16 protein-coding genes are annotated in these 21,327 nt (G+C 42.0%); 4 read left to right on the top strand and 12 right to left on the bottom strand.

The features are described 5' to 3' along the window. The first annotated feature begins 492 nt into the window (after positions 1-492). Positions 493-1,692, top strand: coding sequence for a hypothetical protein (locus A8C56_RS21720; RefSeq protein ID WP_067760644.1), 1,200 nt, complete (start codon positions 493-495; stop codon positions 1,690-1,692). Positions 1,693-1,864: 172 nt separating this feature from the next. On the opposite strand, the gene A8C56_RS21715 is transcribed toward A8C56_RS21720, so the two are convergent. Next, positions 1,865-3,259, bottom strand: coding sequence for a hypothetical protein (locus A8C56_RS21715; RefSeq protein ID WP_067760642.1), 1,395 nt, complete (start codon positions 3,257-3,259; stop codon positions 1,865-1,867). 18 nt (positions 3,260-3,277) lie between these two features. After that, complete coding sequence (locus A8C56_RS21710; RefSeq protein WP_067760640.1) at positions 3,278-6,049, bottom strand: TonB-dependent receptor; 2,772 nt, start codon at positions 6,047-6,049, stop codon at positions 3,278-3,280. 275 nt (positions 6,050-6,324) lie between these two features. Between A8C56_RS21710 and A8C56_RS21705 the strand changes: the two genes are divergently transcribed. From A8C56_RS21705 to galE, 3 genes are all read left to right on the top strand, one after another. Then, on the top strand, positions 6,325-6,972 hold the full coding sequence (locus tag A8C56_RS21705; protein ID WP_067760638.1) for a DUF47 domain-containing protein: 648 nt from the start codon (positions 6,325-6,327) through the stop codon (positions 6,970-6,972). A gap of 46 nt (positions 6,973-7,018) precedes the next feature. Then, positions 7,019-8,047, top strand: coding sequence for an inorganic phosphate transporter (locus tag A8C56_RS21700; protein WP_067760637.1), 1,029 nt, complete (start codon positions 7,019-7,021; stop codon positions 8,045-8,047). A gap of 542 nt (positions 8,048-8,589) precedes the next feature. After that, positions 8,590-9,618 carry a UDP-glucose 4-epimerase GalE gene (gene galE, locus A8C56_RS21695; protein WP_067760635.1) on the top strand — a complete coding sequence of 343 codons (1,029 nt, stop codon included), beginning with the start codon at positions 8,590-8,592 and terminating at the stop codon, positions 9,616-9,618. A 905-nt stretch (positions 9,619-10,523) separates the two neighbouring features. Here galE and A8C56_RS24735 read toward each other — a convergent pair. From A8C56_RS24735 to A8C56_RS21655, 10 genes are all read right to left on the bottom strand, one after another. After that, a complete protein-coding gene (locus A8C56_RS24735) occupies positions 10,524-10,700 on the bottom strand; it encodes a hypothetical protein (protein WP_169818823.1) in 177 nt (58 codons plus the stop codon). A 301-nt stretch (positions 10,701-11,001) separates the two neighbouring features. After that, the gene (locus A8C56_RS21690; protein ID WP_067760633.1) at positions 11,002-11,487 is read right to left on the bottom strand and encodes a GNAT family N-acetyltransferase; all 486 of its coding nucleotides are present in this window, start codon (positions 11,485-11,487) and stop codon (positions 11,002-11,004) included. Positions 11,488-11,586: 99 nt separating this feature from the next. After that, positions 11,587-12,684 (bottom strand): mandelate racemase/muconate lactonizing enzyme family protein, encoded by a 1,098-nt coding sequence (locus A8C56_RS21685; RefSeq protein WP_084490339.1) that lies wholly within the window; start codon positions 12,682-12,684, stop codon positions 11,587-11,589. A 111-nt stretch (positions 12,685-12,795) separates the two neighbouring features. Beyond that, positions 12,796-13,158 (bottom strand): hypothetical protein, encoded by a 363-nt coding sequence (locus tag A8C56_RS21680; RefSeq protein ID WP_067760631.1) that lies wholly within the window; start codon positions 13,156-13,158, stop codon positions 12,796-12,798. A gap of 101 nt (positions 13,159-13,259) precedes the next feature. Then, entirely contained in the window at positions 13,260-13,364 is a 105-nt protein-coding gene (locus A8C56_RS25195) for an ORF6N domain-containing protein (RefSeq protein WP_245645921.1), read from the bottom strand. A gap of 326 nt (positions 13,365-13,690) precedes the next feature. After that, the gene (locus A8C56_RS21675) at positions 13,691-13,885 is read right to left on the bottom strand and encodes a hypothetical protein (RefSeq protein WP_067760629.1); all 195 of its coding nucleotides are present in this window, start codon (positions 13,883-13,885) and stop codon (positions 13,691-13,693) included. Next, entirely contained in the window at positions 13,872-15,023 is a 1,152-nt protein-coding gene (locus tag A8C56_RS21670) for a PepSY-associated TM helix domain-containing protein (RefSeq protein WP_067760627.1), read from the bottom strand. Before A8C56_RS21670 ends, A8C56_RS21675 begins: the two co-directional genes overlap by 14 nt. A 13-nt stretch (positions 15,024-15,036) precedes the next feature. After that, complete coding sequence (locus A8C56_RS21665) at positions 15,037-16,260, bottom strand: DUF4374 domain-containing protein (protein ID WP_067760625.1); 1,224 nt, start codon at positions 16,258-16,260, stop codon at positions 15,037-15,039. Positions 16,261-16,279: 19 nt separating this feature from the next. Beyond that, the gene (locus A8C56_RS21660; RefSeq protein WP_169818822.1) at positions 16,280-18,622 is read right to left on the bottom strand and encodes a TonB-dependent receptor; all 2,343 of its coding nucleotides are present in this window, start codon (positions 18,620-18,622) and stop codon (positions 16,280-16,282) included. Positions 18,623-18,830: 208 nt separating this feature from the next. Further along, positions 18,831-20,993 carry a S46 family peptidase gene (locus A8C56_RS21655; protein ID WP_067760621.1) on the bottom strand — a complete coding sequence of 721 codons (2,163 nt, stop codon included), beginning with the start codon at positions 20,991-20,993 and terminating at the stop codon, positions 18,831-18,833. Positions 20,994-21,327: the final 334 nt, after the last annotated feature.

Below are 21,327 nucleotides of genomic sequence, written 5' to 3'. Positions count from 1 at the left end.
CGGGCACACAACCGCTCAAAAAGAGCGGTTTTTTTATGCTTTCAATGCACTATAGACGGGCGTTATACCGGATCCGGTTCAATGACGGGTCAATGTTTAATGCAAGATCCGAACCGGCGGTTTATTAGGTTAGCAGCCTGTTAATACCGTTAGACTTCAAACTTTTAAATTGCACCAGGAGTGAAGGTATGTCAGGCTTATTTGTCATTCATAGGGCATTATCTGTTAATGACAAGCGGCTTAAATAATTGAAAATAAATATCGCCCTGATTTCTATGACAACACCAAATTAATTTTATAGGAGCCCGGCCAGCCGAACGCCGTTCAGGGACAAAATCCTGGTAAAAACAAAACTCTTTAAATAAGAGCTTCCACAGGAGCGGCCTGTTTGTTATTAACTCAAAAAGTCTAAACAAGCTCATTATTAGCCAGCTATAAGGGTCAAAAACTTAATATTAAATAATTATTAAGTTTTGTAACTTAGATAGCTTCATGAATAAAGGACTGGTCATATTATTCCTTGCCCTGATCCTGCCGGCAGCAGTATTATGGGCAAATGAGGATCAGAGGATCGTCCGGTTCTCTTTTTACGGGGACAGCATCCGGTTCCGGTATGATAAAAGCCAGTCTATAGACTTTAATGAGGCGGCGCTTTCGGATGCATCTGTAAACCGCTTTTATGCAGCCATAAAGCAAAAGGATTATACAGCGGTTTTTAATGCGCTTAACGATTATAAAACAGAGAAACAACCTGATGACTGGCTGTATTACCAGCTGGTGCGGGCCATAGCCCAGCAAATAAGTCCCAAAGAAAAAAATTACCTGCGGTATACCCTTTACAAATGGTATTTTATGCTGCAATCCGGTTATGACCCGTTGCTGAGCATTAACGGAAACAGGCTGCTGTTCTATATTCAGTGCGATGAAAATATTTACAACATTCCTTACAGGATGAAAGATGGGAGGCAATACGTTTGCCTTAATTATCATGATTATGGCAGTAATATTGATTTTGACCGTTTTCCTTTTGCTGAAATTGCTTTAGCCACACCACAGCACCACCGTTCCTTTTCCTATAAAGTTACCCGGCTGCCTGTTTTCCCGGCAACGGATTATGTAACCAAAGAGCTGAAATTTTCTATGTATAACCAGACCTATGATTATAAAATAAAAGTAAACCCAAAAATAAAAACCTTATTTGCCAATTATCCTACAGTTGATTATAACACCTATTTTTCTATACCGCTGAGCAATGAAACCAGGGCCTCTCTGATAACAATGCTCAAAAAGGAGCTCAAAGGACTATCTGTAAGAAATGGTGTTGATTATTTAATGCGGTTCACCCGCTATGCTTTTCCTTTTGAAGAAGACACTTACCAGTTTGGCCAGGAAAAGCGATTAACGCCGGAACAAACCCTTTTATACGATGGCAGCGATTGTGAAGACCGCGTCCTGTTCTTTTATTATCTTGTAAAAGAGATCTATAATCTGCCTATGATCGTAATGGTGTATCCACAGCATGTGACCATTGCCGTAAAATTTCATAAACCCATCGGCGTTCCGGTTATTTATAACGGTGAAGCCTATTCCGTTTGTGAGCCCACGCCACAAAAGGAAGATATCCGCATCGGGCAATTATTGCCACAGTTAAAAAAGGAGTCTTATGAGGTGGCGTATGTTTACAAACCTTAAAAACAACATCAATCAAAACCATTTTACAATTGGTTGTAGACCGCATGTTTTTGCTCAGCCTTCAGACACCTGCCATCTCTAATCTTTCAACTTCTTTGTTGATTCTTTTTACATGAAAAGGAAATAAAAAAGCGCTTCCGGGAAGCGCTTTTTATAAATAACTGCTTATTGATTATTGTTGTTTTACCAAAACGTACTTTGATCCCCACACAGTCCATCCTTTTGTCCAGTCATTTGTGCCATCAAATGCACCAATATAATTGGTTTTAACAAAAAATGCATCCGATAATGTGGATTTATCAAATTTACCGGCAGTAGTAAGCGCAAGAGAACCTGATTTTGGTTGCAGGTTTGGATTCGCCGGATTAATAGCATCTGTTAATCCTGCGTCAGCTGCACTAGCCAGTAATTTGGTTCCATAAGTAGTACCGGTAATAAGATCCTGTAATTGCTGATTGGTTAATGCAGAACCAGTAGGTAAGGTAAGGAACGGAGTTGTAACAGCACTTAGCAGGCTATTATAGAACATAGCATCTCCTGCCTGAAAAGCGGCCTGTGTTTCCGTATTCTCAGCAACCAGGCCGGCCTTTTGTCCACCTAATATAACCGAATTGGCAAGTACTGGCTTGCTTCCTCTTCTAAACCGCATGCCATACCCATAATCTGCAGAAGTTCCTGCCGCATTATTAGGTCCTATTGCTGTGAAGTTGGACAAAATAGGATGCGTAACCGGTGTTGTAGTATATGGAAGAGTTCCGTTTGTATTATCTACTTCAAAATTGTTGGAAAGGTCTCCTCCGGTTTTGTTGTCAGTCCAGCCCGGAGCTTTTACAGAAACGGCAAATTGAATTTTTCCATGATATCCGTCATCCATATCATAATCATCATCCGCACAGTTATATGCAATTAAATATTTGCAATTTACGGCTCCTCCGAAAAATTCAAATGCATCATCCAAACCATTAACCACCTGAATGTGATCAATCGTTGTTCCGGAACCTACAGCATACAAAGACAGACCATTAATTTCATCATTCGGATTTACAGCTTTACCAGCGTATTCAATGCGCACATATTGCATTGTTCCGCTATTGTCAGCATCGTTTGTACCTCCAAATTTTTGATGCGCAGCATCAACACCTCCTTCTAAAACAGAATGGTTTCCATTTCCTGTAGCATTTCCGACCAGTATAACACCACCTAATTGACCTGGAGCAGGATTGGCTTCAGCCGATGTAAAAACAATAGGATCTGTTGCCGTTCCGACAGCATTAATTTTTGCCCCTTTATAAATAACAAGTACTCCTGCAGAATCTGCATTTGAAATTATTTGCGTGCCAGGTTCTATCGTTAATGTAGTTCCGTTTTCTACATAAACATATCCCCTTAGACGATACTTTTTATCTTTTGTCCAGGTTTGGTTAGCACTGATGCTTCCCCTTATGTCAACGGTGCCATTTTCTCCGGGTGGCGTTACCGGCGGTGGTAATTCACTATCTTTGTTGCTGCAGGAGGCGAACACAATTGCAGCCAACATGATTGTGGTCATTGTTTTTAAATGTTTCATACTTGTTTTTTTACTGAATTAAAAATTATATTTTAAAGAAAGTATTCCGGTTGATCCCATTTTATATTGCCTTGTAATCTTATCAGAAGATGCATCATATTCAGGACTTTTTAATGTCTTATCAAAACGGTAGTACATTTTAAATGGTTGCGCTAAAATATCTCCAACAGTTAATTTGACTTCCAGCTTATTTTTTATCAATTTCTTGCTAACCTGTGCGTCTAAGACGCTCCTTGGTTTTTCATAAATATCCTGTGCCTGGTCATTCTGTCCCCGAAAAGCCAATCGTGGGCCGATCCTGTTGAATAAAACGTTTACTGCAAAATCTCTGTTATCATATGTCAGACCGCCATTAATAATATATGGAGACAGGCCCTGCATTAATCCACTGTTGCTATTTGAGTTTTGAAGTTGAATAGACCCATGGATATAAGAAAGGTTCGTATAGAAGGTCAGGTTATTAAAAAAATCGCTGCTCAAAAAATCCAGCTTCTTTCTTATTTCTAACTCACCACCGTATACTTCAGATTTAATAGCGTTCTGATAAGATAATATGTTATTCCCTGCATTTATTTGTTCGATCGGGTTTTTAAAGTTTTTATAAAAAACAGTTGCTGATATAATTTCACCCGCGGCCGGGAAAAATTCATACCTTAAATCGGTATTTATATTTTTACTTCTTATTAAATCAGGATCTCCCTTATAAATAAAGTCTGTGTTGTAATCATATAAACTGTAAGAAGCAATTTCTCTAAATTCTGGCCGGTTAACAGATTGCGAAGCTGCTAATCTTAAATTGGTTTTAGGTGTTAATTCGTATGTTAAATTACCAGAAGGCAAAAAATCAAGGTTTTGCCGTTGAACTTTGAGGCTGCCAGATACAGGAATAAGACGTTGGTTATAGTTTTCAACCCGAACACCCCAATCAAATTTCAGTTTGTTGGTAAATCGGTTATTCAACATAATATATCCGCCATTCAAAAATCCTTTCCCCTGATAATTGGTAGAATTATTCCCTATATTGGCGATTACCAAACCATACCTGTCAATATTTTCCTGTGAAAAAACAGCAAACATATTCTCTCCCTGAGCGGCACTGAGCACTGCGCCTCCGGCATTTAGTGATGCATAGCCCAATGCATTCACGTCTACATTTTTTAATCTGTAATATCCGGAATATCCTATTTTCAGTTTTTGCTCAAAACTCAGCCAGTCAAATGGATATTGATAATTTAGATTGGCTCCAATAATATTTTCATTTGTTTTTGACCAAATTCTGCCGGCGTCCTGAATAACCGGAGAGTATTCATTATTAATTGTTCTAAAATAGTTTTGATTATCTGTTGACTGAAAGTTTAAGATTCTTTGATCGGGCTCGTTCCTGTACGTATAGGAATAAGAGGCATTCCAATCCAAAGCGCCCGCGCCTATTTTATGTTTACCATCAAATACTGAATTAAATAAGCCGTCCTGCCTGGCTTCATTTAAAATACTTTTATAGTATAGTACATCATTCCCGTTTGAAATATTTTTACCATCCCGAATACCTGTGGTTTTTGACAAATCATTATTAAAAAGGGTTTTCCACGAAATAGTATTATTACTATTATAAGAATAATTGAGGTTCAGTATGGCGTTTAAATTATATTTTTGAATATAGGCATCTGTATTATAATTGTATAGCTCGTTTTTAGAGTTATCATATTCTGTTAGCATTGAGGGTTTATATTGTTGAGATATTCCATATCCTATTGAATATATATACCCAAACTTTTTATCTCCGGTTATTAGTTTTGAATTGCCTCCAATATAATTTAAATTCAGATTTGGCAATGCATTTGAACCATTACTATAGCCATAATTATTGGGTAAAAGTTTTGTTACAGCAGTCTTGTAATCAGCAGGTAATGATGTAAAATTACTTCTATAATTATAATAGGAACGTGGCAAATCCCTTGAATCATCAAAAAACCCCAAAAAATCATATTTGCCATTGGGTTCAGATGTTTTAAATCCTTTAAATGTTGTTATAGAATTATACCCTATAGAAAGCGATAGTTCACTTAACCGGGTTGTCGGATATTGCTTGGTCGTGATTTTTATGGCCCCTCCGGCAAAATCACCTGGCAAATCAGGTGTTGCAGATTTGAAAATAACTACATTATCAATTACTGCCGCCGGGATAATATTAAAGGCAAAGGCCCTTTTATCAGGCTCTGTGCTTGGTAAAATTGAATTATTTAATAACGCCGTATTGTAGCGTTCATTAAGCCCCCGTATAATCACAAATTTATCGTCCTGAATAGACGCCCCGCTTACCCGCTTTAATACATCCCCGGTATTCCTGTCCGGCGATTTTTTAATTACATCCGCGGAGATCCCATCAGAAATGGACGCGCTTAGTTTTTGTGTATTATATAAAGAAGCTACCGATTCCCGTTTTGCACTGCTCTTTACCACCACCTCCTGCAATTGCTGGTTGGCTTTTTCCAATGTCACGTTCACAGTAGGCACCTCTTTATCAGTAACCTCAATATCCGTTACTTCTTTTGCCTGGTAGCCTACACTGGAAACCGTTATGCTATATTTTGCATTTTTGTTTACGGGTATATAAAACCCTCCATCTACATCTGTAACAACCCCTTTCTGTTCTCCAGACAGTGTTACGGAAGCTCCTGCAATCGGCAAGCCTGTTTGATTATCGGTCACTTTTCCGGATAACCGGACCTGGGAATAAACTATCTGGGAACAGATAGTAAGAATAAATGCTGTAAGCAGCCTTAAGTACATGTTTCTTGTTTGCTGCAAAAGTCAAACCGCTGTATTACCTCATTGTTACGCCACTGTTACCAAATCATCACCGCAAGATTACTATAATGTTAAGGCCCTTTCAGCAGCTGGTTCCTTTTGTTTATAACCGGTGAATGACGCAGGGAAAAATGTGCATCCTTAAAGAAAAAAGAAACGAAAGCTTTCTTTTGCATATTAAGGAATTATTAATTCCTTTAATTTTATGGTATAACAGGCCCGAACAGAATATTTTTGCCACCAATTAAATTTCGACCATGGGATTAAATTCATTTATTAAACTGTTTACTCCGAAGAATACCATTTTTTTTGAGCTGTTTGAAAAAATCTCCGACAATGTATCCCTGATGGGTGCCATATTAAAAAAATTTGCATCCGAGCCTGACCTGGACAAAAGAAACGCCTATGTACAGCAGATCATTGACCTGGAACATGACAATGATGAGCTGACCCATAATGTTTTTACTGAGCTGGGACGAAATTTTATAACGCCTTTTGACCGGGAAGACATTCATTCCCTGGCAACATCGCTGGATGATATTGCTGATTATATTTATTCGGCAGTGAAAAAGATCAAGCTCTACCGCGTCAATCCCAATGAAACAGGGCTGCTGAAAATGGTGGAATTGATTGAAGCAGCTACTGAACAGATAAAAGTGGTTGTAATGGAACTGCGTGATATGAAGAAGATCAGGGACATTACCGAAGGTTTAATTAAAATAAACAGTATAGAGAACCAGGCAGATGACGTGTTTGACCTGAGCATTGAAAAGCTGTTTGATACGGAACCGGACGCCAAAGAAGTCATTAAGAAGCGGGACATTTACCAGGTAATGGAAACCGTAACTGATAAATGCGAAGATGCCGGAAATGTAATTGAATCCATTATTATCAAGTACGCATAATAATGGATTTTATAATCGCTTCTTTCTCCAAACTCATTACAGATATATGTTAACACTTCTTATAGTAATTGTTGGGCTGGCTTTGATTTTTGATTATATCAATGGGTTTCATGATGCGGCCAATTCAATCGCCACCATCGTTTCCACAAAAGTATTAACGCCGTTTCAGGCGGTGCTGTGGGCCGCCTTCTGGAATTTTGTTGCCTATTTTGTTTTTAAAGATCATAAAGTGGCCGATACGATTGCCAAAACGGTAAAGCCGGAATTCCTGGATTTTGACCTGATAGTGATACTGGCGGCTATAATGGCCGCTATTGTATGGAACCTGTTTACCTGGTGGTTTGGTATCCCTTCAAGCTCTTCACATACCTTAATAGGCGGTTTAATAGGCGCTGCAATTGCAAAAGCACATACTATAGATGTAATAGTAATGGCCAATTTTATAAAAACCGTGGTGTTTATCTTTCTTTCCCCATTAATTGGTATGCTGCTGGCTTTTATGATTACACTGGCCATTTACTGGATCTGCCGGAAAAAGAACCCTTATGTAACAGAAAAATGGTTTAAGCGGTTACAATTGTTATCATCGGCCGCCTTTAGCCTGGGGCATGGAGGTAATGATGCCCAGAAAGTAATGGGACTGATTTCTGTAGTGATCCTTTACCATGGGGTGCAGGCAGGCACTATGAGCCCTGATGTGGACCCCAAGGATATTCTGCTTTCCCATAACTGGATCCCCATTGCCTGTTACAGCGCCATAGCGTTGGGAACCATGAGCGGTGGCTGGAAAATTGTAAAGACAATGGGCACCAGGATCACCAAAGTTACCCCGCTGGAAGGAGTGGCTGCTGAAACAGCCGCCGCCTCCACGCTGATCCTTACTGAAGGTATGGGCATACCGGTAAGTACCACCCATACGGTAACCGGCGCCATCATTGGCGTTGGGGCCACCAAGCGGCTCTCTGCTGTAAGATGGGGCGTTACTATTAACCTGCTCATTGCCTGGATCCTGACCATACCTGTTAGCGCGGTTGTTGCAGCCATTATTTATTATATAGTAACGCTGTTTGTCTAAAAAGCCCAAAGCCGGCGTTTTACCCTTCTTTTCGTTAGCACCCGTTCCTGTTGAAAGGAACTTTTTACAGAATATTTTCTTTTTTCCGGCGCCCGGCACCGAAACGCGGAATATTTTGCAATGCTCAATGCATCTGTTATCAGCACCCGGCAACAGGAAAAGGCCAGCCGATAATCTGCTGTGCCTGCCTTTAAGCTCTTTATCCATTGCTGAAAACCTCAATAATAACAGTACCGGTTGTAGACAAAGTACCTGTAGACTTTTAAAATGTCTACAATCCTCTTGTCTACAGGCAATCGTTATTTTTCCCCGGCAGTTTTTTGACGCTCCTCACCCTTTGGGAAGCCCTTAAACATAAGGCGAGTTCGGCATGCAACCAACTGAATGGCAATATTTAGTCAGACAGGGTGCACAGGAATCTTACTGTTGCTCAAAAATTTATGCAGAGAATGACCCAAAAACAAAACGTATGGTCAACAGTCAATATTAATTGTGTTTAAAGTAAGATTTTTTCGGAACTTCGCTCCTCAATTAATTTAAATATGAGTAAGATTTTAGTGACGGGTGGTAGCGGATATATAGGATCGCATACCATTGTTGATTTAATAGAAAATGGTTACGAGGTGATCTCTGTTGATAATAACAGCCGTTCCCAGCCTTTTATTTTAGAACGGGTGGAAAAGATTACGGGCAAAAAAGTAAAAAATTATAAGGTAGACCTGTGCGATTTTGATGATACCCATGCCATATTTACGGAAAATCCGGATATTACCGGTATTATTCATTTTGCAGCCTATAAAGCCGTAGGCGAGTCGGTTGAAAAGCCGCTGATGTACTATGAAAACAACCTGAACTCTTTGCTGAATGTTTTAAAGTGCGCACGCGATTTTCATACGCCTTATTTTGTTTTTTCATCTTCCTGTACCGTTTACGGCAACCCGGATAAGATACCGGTTGTAGAAACCACGCCCACCAAGCCGGCAGAATCGCCCTATGGCGCTACCAAGCAAATGGGCGAGCAGATCCTTACTGATTTTGCAAAAGTGTTTGATACCAATGTGATCGCCCTCCGGTATTTTAACCCGGTAGGCGCACATCCTTCTATTGAAATAGGAGAAGTGCCTATTGGCAGGCCGCAAAACCTGATACCGGCTATTACCCAAACCGCCATAGGCAAACTGCCCAGGATGACGGTTTTTGGTGATGATTATGATACGCGCGACGGATCCTGCGTGCGCGATTTTATCCATGTAAGCGATATTGCGCACGCGCATACATTAGCAATCAGATACCTGGAGGAAGTAAAAAACAAATCCAACTACGAGATCTTTAACCTGGGAACGGGAAACGGTGTTACGGTTTTAGAGGCCATCAGGTCCTTTGAAAAAGTGAGCGGCGTAAAGCTGAATTATGAAATAGGTCCCCGCCGCCCCGGTGATGTTATTGCCATCTACGCCAATAACGACCACGCCGTAAAAACGCTGGGCTGGGAAATAAAATACGGACTGGATGCCATGATGGATACCGCCTGGAAATGGGAGCAGCAACTGGCAAAGGAAAGCCAGCAATAATGAGGCTGTATGGGCGGACTCGCTGCTTCGCCCCTTTATTTTATTATTGACCAGAAAGGCACACTGATCGTTGAGCCGGCCTGACGAAATACAGACGGGTTCATTTTCGTCAAGCCCGTCCGACTGGGTCATCCGGGCGGGCTGTTAATGACAAGTATCTTATTGTATTGAAAGCCAACAATATACAAGATCGTCGTCTTGACCGAGTTCGGAGAACGAGCGGAGAGATCTCTGTAACAGATGAGATCCCTCTGCGCACCCGCTGAAAGCGGGTTTGGTCGGGATGACGATTAAAAAAAACTTGTCATACGAATGAACTTAATGCCCTTTATTTGCGCCTGTTAATGACAAATACTGTATTGTTTTGAGATCAACAATAGTTCCGCCATCTGATAGTCATCGGATTCACCGAAGGTAAATCTCTGATATTACAGAGATCTCTCGACTTCTCCTGCTAACGCGGGATGCGCTGCCAATGACAGAGGGCATTATGCATTGAAAACCAATTATACTTTCGTTATGCTGAGCGTAGCCGAAGCATCTCTTCAACTCTGAGACCTTTCGTCCCGAACGTTCGGGATCGCTACGCCTGCCTGTACCATTCGGGCAGGCTGCGCCCAAGGTGACGGCACTTTTTTGTCATCGCCTCATTGATTTAGGCCACCAATAGTTTACTCGGGATGACGATTGAAGAGAAGAGAATTTGTCATTTCAATGAACTCAGCATGACATTACTTTTTGGTATTATTCAAAAAGGCCGATTCGCTGCCCCGGATCATTATTTGCCTTGATTTCCGGCTATTTTCTTGATCAGCTTAACCCCTTTTTGTTTTTCTACAATAAAATCATCAACCACTATTTTCAGCACATCCTGCTCTATGATCATTGCCTTATCGTAATTTTCATTAACCTGGTTCCCATTTTATGGTGAACAGCACCGGTGCGTCTGCTACATTTGTATATTTTTTTGCCAGAGCAGAAAGTGAAAGAACCTGTGGCAGGCAACTATCTTTTGTTTGTATATAAACTTTGCCATTGTGTTTTATACCCTCTTCCTCAAAAATTCCTTTTTCTACCCTCATTGATGCTATACGCTTCGGATTTAATATGCTTAAGCTGATTATATGAACGCCATTAACATAAAATGCGGGCGACGGTTTTGCTAAAACAGAATCGTTTTTTTATATACCACTTCTATCGAATCAATGGGGCGGGGTTTATCTGTAAGTTGATTCTTTATATCCTGAGAAAAAGCAGACAAACATAAAAAAGTGATAAAAACCGGAAGCAGTATAAATTTTTTCATGGCACAACTGTTTGTTGATTAAAAATACTTTTTTTTGAAATACATTTATCCCGGATAAATCCATTGAGAGTTATTTATCATAACTGCTTGCGCATGATGATCCCGTTCCCGGAAACACGGTCTTTTTGAAAGCCCATTTTTTGTACCAGCCGGATCGCATTTCTGTTGTCCACATTTGTTTTGCCGATTATGGCCTTTGCCAAAAATTCATTTTTTGCAATTCCGATCAGCAATTCAAAAGCGGCATGCATCAGTCCCAGTCCCCAAAACTCAGGAAACAGGGAACCTCCGATCTCAATTTCACCGGTTGCCGGATCCCAATCGTGCAGGGCACAATCGCCTATTATCTGTTCCGGTTTTTCCTTTATCCGTACCGTAAAAATACATTCGCAAAGCGCAATGATCCTTTCCGTGAACGCGGCCGGGCGCTCATCTTTACGGAAAGGGTTTTCCGTAAAGTCAGTGCGCTCTTTTCTATAGGTATAAAGAGTATAGAACGGGAGGGCATCTGCAACCGTAAGCTTTTGAAGAATGATCCTGTTACTGGAGTAGGTATCCTGCATCAACCACTGCGTTTTTATAAGGATCGCCGGCCGGTTTACCCGGCTAAGCGAAGCCTGTTGCTTTGCTTTATCCTTTTGTTACTTTTGGCAACCGTAAAATCATTCCTGTTTCAAAAATGCCGCTTTCACCACTGCGCCAATCCCGGGTGCGTCCGGCACCTCAATAATCCCATGCTCCTTATAGATCATTCCGCCCTCTACCGGGTCTTCGCTGAACATCAGCGCTGTATCAAAGTCAAAATATACGATATTAGGGCTGCAAAGCGCCAGGTGAGCAAAGGCCGTCATGGCCAGTCTTGATTCGAGGAACGCGCCGATCTGTATTCCCATACCCGCTGCTTCCGCAAGCTGTATCATTTGCAGGGCATTATAAATACCCCCGCTTTTACCCAGCTTAATATTGATGCGGTCACAGGCTTTTAAATCAATCAGCCGTTTTGCATCATGCTGATCGCAGCAGCTTTCATCAGACATCAGGGGAATAGGGCTTTGAGCTTTTATTTTAGGCAGCTCCATAAAATTCCAGCGGGCAACGGGCTCTTCACAATGCTGAATATTGAACGGTTCCAATGCCTTTAACGTTTCAATGGCTTCATCCACCGCCCAGCCCTGGTTGGCATCTACCCGCAGGGGAATAGCATACCCTACAGCATCACGGATGGCTTTTATACGTTCCACATCCTGCGGGCCGCTTTTTCCTATTTTTACTTTTATGACCGGGAACCCCTGTTCTTTTATCTTTACGGCATCTGCCGCCATTTTAGCAGGCGCGCCCACACTAACGGTATAATCTGTGGCAATGACCTTATTCTTTTCTCCTCCCAGGAATTTGTACAATGGCAACCCTGCATGTTTGGCGGCAATGTCATATAAAGCCATATCCAAAGCGCTTTTGATGCTCCTGTTAGCGTAAATGACCGCATCCATATCTGCAATACGTGCCGCAATGTTCAGCGGGTTTTTTCCCAGCAGTGCTTTTTCCAAATATTTTGCCACTACCAGGCCGGTACCGGCAGATTCCCCGTTAATGCTCATAAAAGGGCTGCACTCCCCCCAACCTGTTATGTCCGCATCGGTTTCAATTTTTACAATAACGCTTTCTGCATTGTATAACGGGCCCAGGGAAATAACAAAGGGTTCCTTTAAGGGAATAAATAATTTGTAACAATTAATTTTTGTAATAGTCAACTCCTGCATGCACTAAAAGTACAATTGTTCAGGTTTATAAAAAAACGGTGAGTAGCGGCGTATAAATACCCGGGGTGGCACAAGGGCGACCTGGAAGACAAAACAGGCTGTTGGAAAAACTTATTGGCCTGCGGCTTTTGTTTTAAACCCGATGGAGTTACGGGACCGGGGACGCAGCTTTTCATCCATAATTTCCTTGATCAACTCAAAAATAGTTTTAATTGCTCCATCATGCATTTTTACATCATGCTCCATACTAATAAGCTTTTTGTCCAATTGCTCTAATTTTAGTAATACCTTTTTGTTGCCAAGCAATGCTTCGCGCAGCCGGACAAAAATGTCTATAATTTTTATACTTACTTCTATAGCTTTACTGCTTTTTAAAACATTGGCCAGCATCAATACTCCATGTTCAGTAAACACACCGGGTAATGAACCCCCCAGAACCAGCCGGAGGGGTGACCAAAAAGTCCCTTTTGTCATGCTGAATTTATTTCAGCATCTAAAGTAGCGTCTGATTGTCAATAGATTCTGAAACAAGTTCAGAACGACAATCCACTATAAACAGACTTTTTGGCCGCCCCTCAATCTACCTCTGCGTCTGTAAGTTTAAACATAAAACTTTCCGGAAACCGGCCGGCATTACGTTTTACCTGCTCATTTAGTCTTCTGGTTTCCACTCCATACATTTCCGCCAAATTCCTGTCCAGCATAACTTTTGCCCTCTTAACGTATAAATTTTATTCATTACACTTTCATCGCTGATTATAAGTGTTTTCATCTTATAAAAAATTAATTGAGTTAACAGCAAGGCAAATCTTGAAAATCCATAGCAACCGTCTTTGGCAATTTTTTGTTTTTCAATCGGCATTTTCCTACGCGGGCTGTACTGCTAGTTTACTATAGTTTTCTCAAACAGAAAAAGATAGCGGAGTACCCATAAAATCGCCGGAGGCGATACTATAATCATGTGCGGCAAAGACACCTCACATAGCTTTTCCGACACCGGTAACCTTTATTTTTCCTTATTTTTTTGCCAGTACAGGTATTTCAGGATAAGAACCATTGGAAGGGCCAGTGCTATCCAGGCAAGCACGTCCCAAACGCCCTCCTTTACCAAACAAAGGATCAGCCCGGCAAGTGTGAGTATAAACAATACTACGGGCATTCCCCACAATCTGACAAAAACATTTTTTTTATATTGTTTCATCTTCTTCTGTTATCCTTTCCCGTTCTTCAATAAGTGTCCACTGCTGTCTGGCGGCTTTACGCCTGTTGATCCATAAATACAGCCCCGTTACCAGCACTACAATGGTGGCGATATCAAATAAACCCCAGATCACTTTGAGGGGCATTCCCCCATAATCACCAAAATGTAACGGCTCTGAAATGAATAGTGTATTCACATACCAGGGCATTTCCCTTATATCGGTTAGCTTTCCGGTTTTGGCATCAATCAGTGCCGGTTTCAGCAAACGGGAGGTAAGAGGCGTTTTTCCTTTCATAAACACGGCATAATGATGTTTGCTTGAGAAGATGCTGCCCGGGTAAGCAATGATCCGCGTTTCCATATCAGGCGCGGCGCGCTGTGCTACCGCTACGGCACTATCAAGCGATGCCAGTTTACCTTCAACGGGCTTTTGATGGGCGTAAGGCGCTGTCATTTCCTTTAGCTGTCCCTGCTGCCATAAAGCCAGCATTACGTCAGACAAACAATTGATGATACCCGTAAAGCCCACAACCGAAGCCCAGCAAAGGGTTATAATGCCAATAAGGTTATGCGTGTCCAGCCACCGCAACCGTTTTGATCTGTATTTGCGCACCATTCCAAAATCAAATTTTTTCATGATGCGGCCATACAGCACCACGCCGCTTATAATGGCAATGATGAATACAAGGCCTATCAGGCCCAAAAACAGCTTACCCCCGATTCCCAGGAACAGGTCGGCATGAATACGCAGTATCTTTGTCATGATACTGTTCGGGTTAACGGAGGGCATGGACTCACCTGTGTATATATTAAAGGCGACGTATTTACTTTTTGTATATTCTGCATCCATGCTGGGTGCAAAATCAAACATCAGTTTTTCCGGAGCCTCCTCATCCCAGAAAACATACCTCGGTATCCTGTCCGGATTGTCTTTTTGCGCTTTCTGCAATAATGCGTCCAGGCTTTGGGGGGTTCCGGAAGTGATGGAGGAATGCTGCTCCGGCTCCAGCCATTCGTCTATTTCATGATGGAATATAAGCGGCAGCCCTGTAAGGCACCAGATCAATAAGAACAGGGTGCAGATAAGGCTGGTCCACTTATGCCAGCCAAACCATTTTTTTGCTGTGGTTACTTTCATTGTTATTTATGGATTAATCGTCCAGCTTTAAAAAGCCTGATACCAGCCCCGCATCTGTAACATTAAATGCTCTGGTAGCGGTATTCGTTGCTGCATCCAGCACATAGTACCCGTTTTCTTTGGTATTGGCATTCGCCATCCACAGGTATATTTTCCCATCTATTTCTACAATTCCCTGTTCATTGGAATGAATATATCTTGTTTTGGGCATACCGGTTATTCTGGTTGCTTTCAGCGTATTGATATCCACTGCATAATAATCCCATATGGGGGTAGCCAGGTTGCTGAGGTTCTCTGTTATCGGCTCAGAAGGAGACTGAATGTACATTTTGCCATTTTTTATCAGCGCCATAACCAGGGAGTTCTTTGCCTGTATAGTTGAAGCCCGGAATATCCAGTTCTTATCAAAATCGGTCTCCCCTTTTTTAATCCTTATAATGGCAGAATTGGTAGCGCCTTCTGCCAGGCCCGATGCATAAAAATAAAGCGCCCCGTCATCGCCCAGGGTCCACATCTTATTGGCGCTGGATCCCCAGCCCAATGATTTTAGTCCATCGTATTTGATTGTTTTTTCCAGCTTATTAGTGGCAAGATCTATTACCGCTAATGTAACATAGTTAAATACAGGCCCGCTATAACCGGCCCCCTGTGCAGTTGTATAAGATACGCCTACATACAATTTACCTTCTTTAGAAGCAATGGTGTGCTGCCCGACAGACTGATAGGGTGCAACTGACTGGTCAACCGCCAGGGAAGACAGATCAATTTCACCGGTGCGTTGCATAGAGGTGGGGTTAAAGATCTGGATCTTCATATTACTTCTCTTAGGATCCAGGTAATATCCGTGCGTTTCATCTACTATATGAAACATCTGGCCGTTGGCAAGAAACCCGGCATCCGTTATTATTCCTTTATCATCTACTGTAAGTTTTTGAATGCCGGCTTCACCATCTGTGTTGCTGCGATTGAAGATCCATTTTCCGAATTTTGTAAACCCAAAGGCTACTTGAAAATGAAGCGAATTAGTGACTGTACTTTTAAAATCTCCTTCCGGCATTTTATTATAGGCGGTCATATAACCTGGAGACCCTAAATCCTGCGTATTGGTAAACAATACATAATTGTATGTTCCTTTGTCCTCAGGATTATCAGTACCTGAGTTATCACTTTTACTACAGGAAATAAATACCCAGCTTAGGAGTAATGCAATAAAACCGTAATGTATAATTTTTTTCATAAAAAGAACTGATTAAAATTTATAATGAATAATTGAGTTTAACAGAAAAGCTTCTTCCGGGATTTTGTATTTTAAAGTTGTCGTAAATGCGGGCATCAAGCAGGTTCTTTACCTGGAACCCAATAGAGTAGCGGTTTTTTTCAGGGAAATAAGTAACGCCTGCTGTTACCAGATGCTGATTGGGAATGATATTGTGCGCATCTAACCTGGCCCTGCCAAACAGCCCCAGGAAGCCTTTCGGCTCAAAATCTTTGGGTATATAATCCAGGTAGTATTCGCGCACAAATGAATAATAACAGTACACATTCAGCTTATCTTCCTTTAATGCAACCGCCTGAAATTTTGAATTGACGCCGGCATTTGCAAAAAAATAAGGTGTATTCCGCAGGCGTGCACCTTCTGTTAGCGCATAGCCGGTGTTCACTGCTCTTAAGTTCTGATAAGTGAAATTGGCATTTACATCTAACCAGTGCGTGATGAAATACCTCCCATCTGCATCTAACCCGTATCCACGAACGTTTTGCACGTTCTGGCTCTGGGAGAACAGAACGTTATACGGCATTAAAAGGATCATATCCTTTGTATGGCGGTAAAAAGTATTGACCTCTGCTGTATATTTTTCAGGCACTGAAACCTTATAGCTCAGGCTGAGGTTCAGGCTCCGCTCCGGTTTCAGGTTAAAATTAGAGAGCTTTAAATTGCCATCTCCAAACAATTCGTCCAGTTCCGGCAACCTCAGAGCTGATTCTCCTGATAAGTAAAGTGACGCATACCTGCTCAGGGTATAACGGATGCCCTCTGCTATGCCCCAGGCTGCTTTATTATTTTTTGTGGTTACTTCATTGCCCTGGAAATCGGCATCTGTTGCCCGGGTCTGATAGGTAAACCATTTTATAGCCAGGCTGTTTTGCAGCCTGTTGTCTAAAAACCCGGAAGAAAGGCCCAGGGCAACAATCAGTTTATCATAATTTGCCGGGCGCGCAAGCGCATCCACCCCGTTTTTAAATTTATTGCCATAGGGGTCTTCCCCAACCCTCCTGTATTTATTATAAACGGCATTAAAATGGAGCTGGTGCTTTGTATTGAATTTGTACGACAGGTTGGTTCTTGAAATGTAATTTTGGAAATCAATATCGGACAATGTTCCCCTGGATGTAATTTCTCCAACACTGGATGGATTGTACGTGTAAGCACCTGTCCAGTCATAGCTGCCATGGGCCGTATCAACAGTTTCAGCATTAAGGGAACTGTATGCCAGGAACTGATTGACCGAAAACCGGTCGTTCCACAAATTCTTTTTATAATTTAAAGTAGGAATTATGGCCTTTTGCCGCGCCTTTGCCGCACCAAACGGCTGATCCATGGTACTGCCAAACTGCAGTTGTTTGTTAATCAAAAACGCGGTTACCGACAGTTTCAGCTCATCTGCCCAGGATAAATTTCTCAGGCCGGCATAGGCTTCTGCATACACATTGGAGAACCTGTTATGAAATAACTTAGCCCTGTAATCCTCCTTTGTTCCTGTAACGGAATCCAGGGTCTGCACATCAGCCTTATAATCATTATCAGAATAATTGTAAAAGGCATTTGCGCCTACAAACAGCTTACCCGCTTTGTTTATATGAAATGCGTTTAAGGAAACCCGGTGCGTATTAAAAGAGCCAATTTCATAGGAAGCATTTAAAAAATCCTGCATATTATTCCGGCTCACCATATTTACAGCCCCTCCCAGGGCATCGGCCCCCAAATAAAAAGGCAGCACTCCTTTAAAAACTTCCACCCTTTCCAGCATATTGACCGGTACCAGCGAAATATCAAATCCGCTACCCAGGTAGTCCAGGGGAATTCCATCTTTAAAGAATTTTATAGAGCGGTTCTGAAATCCATTCAGCATTAAGTTGCTCTGGCTTCCTAATCCTCCTGTCTGTCTTATTCTTATACCGGAGCTCCGGTTCATTAACTCTACCAATGTTGCAGGCTGCTCTTTGAAAGCCAGCGTGTTGATCGTTTGTTGTTTTATTTCCTGCCGGGCCGTATGGTAGGAAGTTACTCTTACTTCTTCCAGGTCTGTTCCTTTTTTAGCAAGAATAAAATCAATCGTTGCGGGTGTACCATTTGTAAGATCCACCTCTTTTTCTGATATCAGATAGTTGACAGCGGTAACAATGACTCTGTAATGTCCCGGTTTTATATTCGTAATGGCATAATTGCCGTTCTCATCTGCTGTAGCGCCGTAATCAGTGCTGTCCAGTACTATCGTAGCAAAGGGGAGTGCCGATTTATCTTCTGTAATAATACGGCCTTTCAGCCTTGCGTCCTGTGAAAAAGAGAGCTGGGATAGCACAATAAACAATATAAGCACAGCTGCGTATCTGATTCTTAGCTCCACCATAAAAATTTGCGCGAAACTAAACCGACAGTGATAACCTTATTTACGAGATCCGGAAATCGACTTTCGATATCAGGAAATTTTATACAGACCGGCATCTTTTTCTGCAACTCATCATAAAAAAGGGGCTGCCCTGTTCCGGCAACCCCTTCATTCATCAAAGCATTCCGGGCCGCTTCTTTTACCGAACCAGCTTCAGCTCATTAATAATATGGGTAGCTCCGCCTAATTTATCAATACACCACAACACATAACGGATATCCACATTGATGGTCCGGTTCAGGTCCTTATCGTAAGCCATTTTATGGCTGATGGCTTCATAGTTACCGTCAAAAGCCAGCCCAACCAGTTCCCCGTTCCCGTTAATGACGGGTGAGCCCGAGTTACCCCCTGTAATATCATTGGTGGAGATGAACCCAACCACCAGGTCCTTGCTAACAGGATCCGCATACTGTCCGAAATCCTTTTTCTTTAACAGTTCAATCTGCTTTGTTGGCAGATCAAACTCATAATCGCCCGGTTTGTATTTTTCCAGAATGCCTTTTGCTGTAGTTACATAATCATAAAACACCGCATCGCGGGGATGATACGGTTTTACCTGTCCATAGCTTACACGCATGGTAAACGTAGCATCCGGGTACATCATTTTTGCTTTTACAGGATCCATCGCCATCACTCCTTTAATGTATAACCGGCCATAATCGTTATTTTTTGCCATAAATTCTGCATATTTAGGACCGATATTTTTCTGGTAATTGGAAATAAAAGATTGGGCCACCTCAAAGGCCGGGTCTGCGCTCAATACAGCGGCCTGCGGGTTTGCAGTAAATGCATTCCATTTTGCATCGTCAAAGATCAGGGTACTGTCAAATACAGCTGCTGCAAATTTTTTGTAAGTAGCTTCTTCATTTAGCGCTCCGTATCTTTGCTGCACCTTTTCATAAAATTCCCGGGGATGCTGTGCAGGATCGATCTGCTCATAAAATAGTTTTGCCACGGCTGCCAGTATCTTTTGATCAGAAGGTTTGTCTTCCTCCTTCAGAAATTCATCGCGCTTTGCACTGGCCGCTTTTACCAGTTTTGTCAATTCCTCACCGGATACCCCTTTCTGTAATGCATTGTTCAGTTGCAGCAGGGATGAAGCATAAGCTACTAAAGGCGACCCCAGGATGCCTTCTAACAGGTAAACCCTGCTTTTTGCATAAGGCCTCCAGGCATCATAGGCCTTTGACCAGTCGGCAAAGATATTTTCATATTCCGGTTTGCCTTTTGCCCATGCATTGAATTTTTCTTCTGCGGCTTTCTTCTGCCCGTAAATGTCATATTTCAGCAGCTGTTTTGTTTCTCCGTCAAAAAACTTCCAGTAATTGGCGATGCCCGCGTAACTGGATGCCAGCTTTAATTTTACAGCCGGATCTTTTTTCATATCCTCAAACATGTATTTCAGGCGCACATCCCGCAATGCTACCAATGTTGGGTTATTAATGTCTGTAGCCATCTTTACCCCATAGGAAGATTCATAACGGTTGGTGCCGCCCGGGTAGCCCCAGATCATGGTAAAGTCGCCCTCCTTTACTCCTTTCAGGGAAACCGGCAGGAACCATTTGGGTTTCAACGGAACATTAGCGGGGTCATAATCTGCCGGCTGGTTCTGTTTATTGGTGTATACACGAAAGATGGAATAATCGCCGGTATGCCGCGGCCATTCCCAGTTATCCGTATCTCCTCCAAACTTACCAACGCTTTCCGGCGGAACGCCTACTAAACGGATGTCTGTATAGCGCTGGTATACAAATGCCAGGTACTGGTTTCCTTTAAATAAAGGGCTCACGCGGGTTTCAATGGCATTAGCCGGATTGCTCATGCGTTTATTGATCGCCGCTAATACTTCAGATTGCTTATCGGCGCGCTCCGTTCCGCTAAGATTACCCAGGGCATCCATTACCTCTTTGGTCACATCTTCAATGCGCAGCAGGAACTGCACACTCAGGTTGGTTTTTATTTCTTCACCTTTATTGCGTGCATAAAAACCATCTCTTAAGTAGTTATGATCCACCGTACTGGCAGAAGCAACAGCATCATACCCGCAATGGTGGTTGGTAAAGATGAGGCCTTCGGGGCTTACGATTTCCCCGGTGCAGCCGCCACCAAAAATAATGATGGCATCTTTCAGCGAGTTCTTGTTCACACTATACAATTGTTCTTTGGTCAGCTTTAGCCCTTTTTTCACCATATCATTATACACCTGCCGGCCCAGTAACTGGGGGAGCCACATGCCTTCATCAGCATAAGAGCGAAACATTGCTGTGATCATCACCAGCAACAACAGAAAACTTTTCTTCATTTGATCTTTGTGTTTTTAATTTAAAATAGTACGAACTACCGTTTTTAAACAAGCGCCCAAACATACAACAAATGTTCGCAAGTTTTTTTTGAGAAAGAAGCGTCTGCTATAAATGCTGTATGGATTTGATGTTCATTAACAGCATTGCGGTTTTGTTAGTTATATTTTCAGAAACCAGGCTTCTGCTTATATAACCCGGAACAAAAAGCCCTGTGAAAATTTTTTTTCACAAATGGCGTGGTGAGGTATCAATAAAGGCACAAAGTTCTTTGCATCCGATCATTCGGATGACAAAAAAGCTGGTCATGCCAAGTTTTTATTTGCGCTGCAAAAA

Origin of the sequence: Niabella ginsenosidivorans (assembly GCF_001654455.1) — a bacterium.
GTDB classification, from domain to species: domain Bacteria; phylum Bacteroidota; class Bacteroidia; order Chitinophagales; family Chitinophagaceae; genus Niabella; species Niabella ginsenosidivorans.
Note: the sequence above shows the minus strand (reverse complement) of the source record. Positions and strands in the feature narration are given on the sequence as shown.

Excerpts from the sequence above, each read along its gene's own strand:
- A8C56_RS21720 (WP_067760644.1), top strand. The coding sequence starts at position 493 with ATGAATAAAGGACTGGTCATATTATTCCTTGCCCTGATCCTGCCGGCA.
- A8C56_RS21715 (WP_067760642.1), bottom strand. The coding sequence starts at position 3,259 with ATGAAACATTTAAAAACAATGACCACAATCATGTTGGCTGCAATTGTG.
- A8C56_RS21710 (WP_067760640.1), bottom strand. The coding sequence starts at position 6,049 with ATGTACTTAAGGCTGCTTACAGCATTTATTCTTACTATCTGTTCCCAG.
- A8C56_RS21705 (WP_067760638.1), top strand. The coding sequence starts at position 6,325 with ATGGGATTAAATTCATTTATTAAACTGTTTACTCCGAAGAATACCATT.
- A8C56_RS21700 (WP_067760637.1), top strand. The coding sequence starts at position 7,019 with ATGTTAACACTTCTTATAGTAATTGTTGGGCTGGCTTTGATTTTTGAT.
- galE (WP_067760635.1), top strand. The coding sequence starts at position 8,590 with ATGAGTAAGATTTTAGTGACGGGTGGTAGCGGATATATAGGATCGCAT.
- A8C56_RS24735 (WP_169818823.1), bottom strand. The coding sequence starts at position 10,700 with ATGAGGGTAGAAAAAGGAATTTTTGAGGAAGAGGGTATAAAACACAAT.
- A8C56_RS21690 (WP_067760633.1), bottom strand. The coding sequence starts at position 11,487 with ATGCAGGATACCTACTCCAGTAACAGGATCATTCTTCAAAAGCTTACG.
- A8C56_RS21685 (WP_084490339.1), bottom strand. The coding sequence starts at position 12,684 with ATGCAGGAGTTGACTATTACAAAAATTAATTGTTACAAATTATTTATT.
- A8C56_RS21680 (WP_067760631.1), bottom strand. The coding sequence starts at position 13,158 with ATGACAAAAGGGACTTTTTGGTCACCCCTCCGGCTGGTTCTGGGGGGT.
- A8C56_RS25195 (WP_245645921.1), bottom strand. The coding sequence starts at position 13,364 with ATGTATGGAGTGGAAACCAGAAGACTAAATGAGCAGGTAAAACGTAAT.
- A8C56_RS21675 (WP_067760629.1), bottom strand. The coding sequence starts at position 13,885 with ATGAAACAATATAAAAAAAATGTTTTTGTCAGATTGTGGGGAATGCCC.
- A8C56_RS21670 (WP_067760627.1), bottom strand. The coding sequence starts at position 15,023 with ATGAAAGTAACCACAGCAAAAAAATGGTTTGGCTGGCATAAGTGGACC.
- A8C56_RS21665 (WP_067760625.1), bottom strand. The coding sequence starts at position 16,260 with ATGAAAAAAATTATACATTACGGTTTTATTGCATTACTCCTAAGCTGG.
- A8C56_RS21655 (WP_067760621.1), bottom strand. The coding sequence starts at position 20,993 with ATGAAGAAAAGTTTTCTGTTGTTGCTGGTGATGATCACAGCAATGTTT.